The sequence below is a fragment of the Streptomyces sp. NRRL B-24572 genome, from assembly GCF_002156145.1.
Classification (GTDB): domain Bacteria; phylum Actinomycetota; class Actinomycetes; order Streptomycetales; family Streptomycetaceae; genus Streptomyces; species Streptomyces vietnamensis.
Genome location: NZ_MWIG01000365.1, coordinates 1 through 3,887, shown reverse-complemented (window position 1 = coordinate 3,887; position 3,887 = coordinate 1). Strand labels below are relative to the sequence as shown.

5 protein-coding genes and 1 pseudogene are annotated in these 3,887 nt (G+C 73.0%); all 6 read left to right on the top strand.

Features of this window, described 5'->3' with window-relative positions:
- Positions 1–59: 59 nt before the first annotated feature.
- Positions 60–494, top strand: coding sequence for a roadblock/LC7 domain-containing protein (locus CCN56_RS22040; protein WP_041133123.1), 435 nt, complete (start codon positions 60–62; stop codon positions 492–494).
- Between the two features lie 13 nt (positions 495–507).
- Positions 508–924 (top strand): DUF742 domain-containing protein, encoded by a 417-nt coding sequence (locus CCN56_RS22035; protein WP_041133124.1) that lies wholly within the window; start codon positions 508–510, stop codon positions 922–924.
- Complete coding sequence (locus tag CCN56_RS22030) at positions 905–1,522, top strand: ATP/GTP-binding protein (RefSeq protein ID WP_086829295.1); 618 nt, start codon at positions 905–907, stop codon at positions 1,520–1,522. The genes CCN56_RS22035 and CCN56_RS22030 overlap by 20 nt, the downstream gene beginning before the upstream one ends.
- Before the next feature lie 228 nt (positions 1,523–1,750).
- Positions 1,751–2,164, top strand: coding sequence for a roadblock/LC7 domain-containing protein (locus CCN56_RS22025; protein ID WP_086829293.1), 414 nt, complete (start codon positions 1,751–1,753; stop codon positions 2,162–2,164).
- 167 nt (positions 2,165–2,331) lie between these two features.
- Entirely contained in the window at positions 2,332–3,495 is a 1,164-nt protein-coding gene (locus CCN56_RS22020; RefSeq protein ID WP_086829291.1) for a DUF6397 family protein, read from the top strand.
- A 49-nt stretch (positions 3,496–3,544) separates the two neighbouring features.
- Positions 3,545–3,887, top strand: a pseudogene (locus tag CCN56_RS22015) (ATP-dependent DNA ligase); the annotation flags it as partial.

Genomic DNA, 3,887 nt, shown 5'->3' with positions numbered 1-3,887 from the left:
CGCCACGACCCCGGCCACGGCACCGCCCCTCTCGACCCTCGCTCCGAAGGAGACGACGCATGATCGACCACGAGCGGATCTCGCACCACCGGTCCGGCGAACTGGACTGGCTCCTCGACGACCTCGTCATGCGGGTCCGCGAGGTCCGCCACACCGTGGTGCTCTCGAGCGACGGGCTCGCCGTGGGCGCCTCCAACGGGCTCAGCCGTGAGGACGCCGAGCACCTGGCCGCCATCGCCTCCGGCTTCCACAGCCTCGCCAAGGGAGCCGGACGCCAGTTCCACACCGGCGGAGTCCGCCAGACGATGGTCGAGATGGACGACGGCTTCCTCTTCGTCGCCGCGGCGGGAGACGGCTCCTGCCTCGCCGTCCTCAGCTCCGCGAGCGCCGACATCGGCCTCATCGCCTACGAGATGGCCCGCCTCGTCAAGCGCGTGGGCGAGCACCTGCACACCCCGCCGCGGCTCACGGTGAGCCCGCCGGCCGCCGGCTGACCGGGAGAACCCCATGAACGACGACAGCACCGGCGACGGCCCGTCCGTGCCGGGCAGTCAGTGGTACGACGCCGACGCGGGACCGCTCGTACGCCCGTACGCGATGACCGGAGGACGGACCAAGCCGGGCCCCAGCAACGTGCGGTTCGACCTCATCGCCCTCGTCGTCGTGGACGACGAACCGCCCGGACCGGCCGAGGAGGCACTCCTCGGCCCCGAACACCGGTCGCTGCTCAGCCTGTGCCGGGCCGAGACCCAGTCGGTGGCCGAACTCGCGGCCGACGCCGACCTGCCCGTCGGAGTCGTCAGGGTCCTCCTCGGCGACCTCCTCGAATCGGGCTTCGTACGGGTCAGCCGGCCCGTACCGCCCGCACAGCTCCCCGACGAAAGAATCCTGAGGGAAGTAATCGATGGCCTACGAGCGCTCTGAGAGCAACGGCGCGGGCGACGCCCCGGACACCTCCGCCCTCGCCCTGAAGATCCTGGTCGCCGGCGGATTCGGCGTCGGCAAGACCACCCTCGTCGGCGCGGTCAGCGAGATCCGGCCCCTGCGCACCGAGGAACAGCTCAGCAGGGCAGGCGAACTGGTCGACGACACCGGGGGCGTCGATCAGAAGACCACCACGACCGTCGCCATGGACTTCGGCCGCATCACCATCCGCTCCGGGCTCTCCCTCTACCTCTTCGGCACGCCCGGTCAGGACCGCTTCTGGTTCCTCTGGGACGAGCTGTCGCAGGGCGCCCTGGGAGCCGTCGTCCTCGCCGACACCCGGCGTCTCGAGGACTGCTTCCCGGCGGTCGACTACTTCGAGCACCGGAAGATCCCGTTCGTGGTCGCGGTCAACTGCTTCACGGGCGCGCGTACGTACGGGGCGCACGACGTGTCCCGGGCGCTCGACCTGGACCGCGGCACGCCCGTCGTGCTGTGCGACGCGCGCGACCGCGACTCGGGGAAGGAGGTGCTGATCCGCCTGGTCGAGTACGCCGGGCGGATGCACACCGCCCGGCTCCTGGACACGGTCGGCTGAGGGGAGGCGGGGCCCCGAGGCGGCACGGCCGCGGTCGTTCTCGTCACGTCCCCGCCCTGATGCCCCCGTCCTGCGGCACGCGCGGGCGTGGTGCGGTGCTTGCCCTGTCCACGACAGTGCGTAAGGCTTGCGACGATACGCGGACAACGACGGTACGTACCACGATCGCCTCGAGGACCCTCAGGGTCCGGGCCGACGGGGACGCACCGGCTAGGGGGAGGACCACTGATGGCGTTGGACAAGGGACTGGACTGGCTCCTGGACGACCTGACGCAGCGGGTCGGATACATACGGCACGCCCTGGTGCTGTCGAACGACGGTCTGGTGACGGGGGCGAGCAGCGGACTCGCACGCGAGGACGCCGAGCACCTGGCGGCCGTCTCCTCCGGCCTCCACAGCCTGGCGCGGGGCTCGGGCCGGCACTTCAGGGCGGGCCGGGCACGGCAGACGATGGTGGAGTTCGACGAGGCGCTGCTCTTCGTGACGGCGGCGGGCGAGGGCAGCTGCCTGTGCGTCCTGAGTGCGGCGGAGGCGGACGTCGGCCAGGTGGCGTACGAGATGACGCTGCTGGTCAACCGGGTCGGCGAGCACCTCGGCGTGGCGGCGCGGCAGCCGGGGATCCCAGGGGGCGGCGCGCTCTGACGCCACGGCCGAGGCGGTTGTCCACAGTCCGTTGTCCACAGGTCGTGCGAGTGTCGTCACTCTGCGTTACGTTCTTCTTCGTGGGTTCGGTTCACGGGTTCGAGAGGCCCGTGACCTGAAGGGCCCGCGACCTGAAGAGAACACGGACGCAGGGGGAGGGCCGCGGAATGACGGTGGACGAAGGGGCGCGCACGGTGGCACCGGGGCGGGCCGCGCAGGAACTGGAGCTGAGGCGCGACGAGTTCCGGCTCGCGGTGCAGCTCGGCCTGGTGAGGACGGCGCCGGCCGGCGAGGGAGATCGGCGGCGGGTCGAGCGGTGCGAGCTCGACCGCCTCAGGGCCGCCCCGGACTTCCCCGCCGGCCTGCGCGAGCGGGTGCGCGCGGTCGGTACGAGGGAGGCCGCCGCCCTCCTCGGGATCACCGCCGACCGGTTCACCCGGCTGGCCCGGACGGGGCACCTCAGTCCGGTGCGGTTCTCGCTGAACCGCTACCGGACGGTGGTGTGGATGTATCTGGCGCAGGAAGTGGTCGAGTTCGGCCTCACCTGTCCGGCCCTCCTCACCGGGCGGCTGCCGCTGGAACTCCGTGAGCGTCTTGCCGCGCACGAGGACCGGCGGCCCAGGAACTGGCGGGCGCGGCGGCTCGGCCTGCTGCTCCGTGCCGGCGAGGACCCGTGGGCGCGGGCCGCCGCAATCGCCTCACTGCTCGACCCGGTCCAGGTCGCCGAGGTCGTCGACGATCCGTACGAGCGCAGCCACCTCGACCGGCTGCGTCCGCCTCCGCCGCCCGGGATGCCGGTGCCTGCGGTCGCGCGCGAGATCGCCGAACGGCTGACACGGGCCGACGACCCGGACGAGATCCTCTGGCACAGGCTGAGCCTGGCCCTGGCCCTGGACGAGGCCCGCGCGGAGCGGCAGGCACCCCATCCCGGCGAGACACGTGCGACGGGAGTCGCCTCGCAGGTACCTCCGGCGCCACAGGGCTCTTTGACACCGGCGGCGACGACGGCAACGGCGACGGCGACGGTTCGCGAGGCCCGGGTTCCGACGGTACGGGTTCCGGCGGTGCGGGCCGCGGCGGTGCGGATTCCTCCGGTGCCGGTTCCGGCGGTGGAGGGTGCCGCGGTACGGGTTCCGGCGGTGACGCGTCCGGTGGTGGCGGCTGCTGTGGTGCCGGTTCCAGCGGTGCCGGTTCCCGTGCCGCGTTCTGCGGCTGCCGATCGTCCATTGGGCCGGCCGGTGCGCACCAGGCTCCTGGAGCGTCTCCGGCGGGGGAGGGCGACGGGTGCGGCGCGCCCCCGGCGGCGGAGGCGTCCGGTGGCCTGGCCCTGATGCGGCTCCCCGGCGTGCGGTCGCGGCGGGGTGTCGAGAGGATGGGCCCATGCTCCTTGCGCGTGTCGCGGAAGTCTCCCGGGAGGTCGCCGCGACCTCCGCGCGCTCGCGCAAGATCGCTCTGCTGGCCGAACTGTTCGCCGAGGCCGGGCCCGAGGAGAGCCCGCTCGTCATCGCGTATCTGTCCGGGCGGCTGCCGCAGGGGCGGATCGGGGTCGGGTGGAGCATCCTCAAGGACGTCGTCCCGCCGGCCGTGCCGTCCGCCGAGCGACCAGGTCTCACGCTCGGGCAGGTCGACGAGGCGATGGCGGAGCTGGCCGCCGTGTCCGGCGCCGGAGCCCGCGGCGAGCGGACCCGGCTCGTCCACGCGCTGGTGGCGGCCGCCACCCACG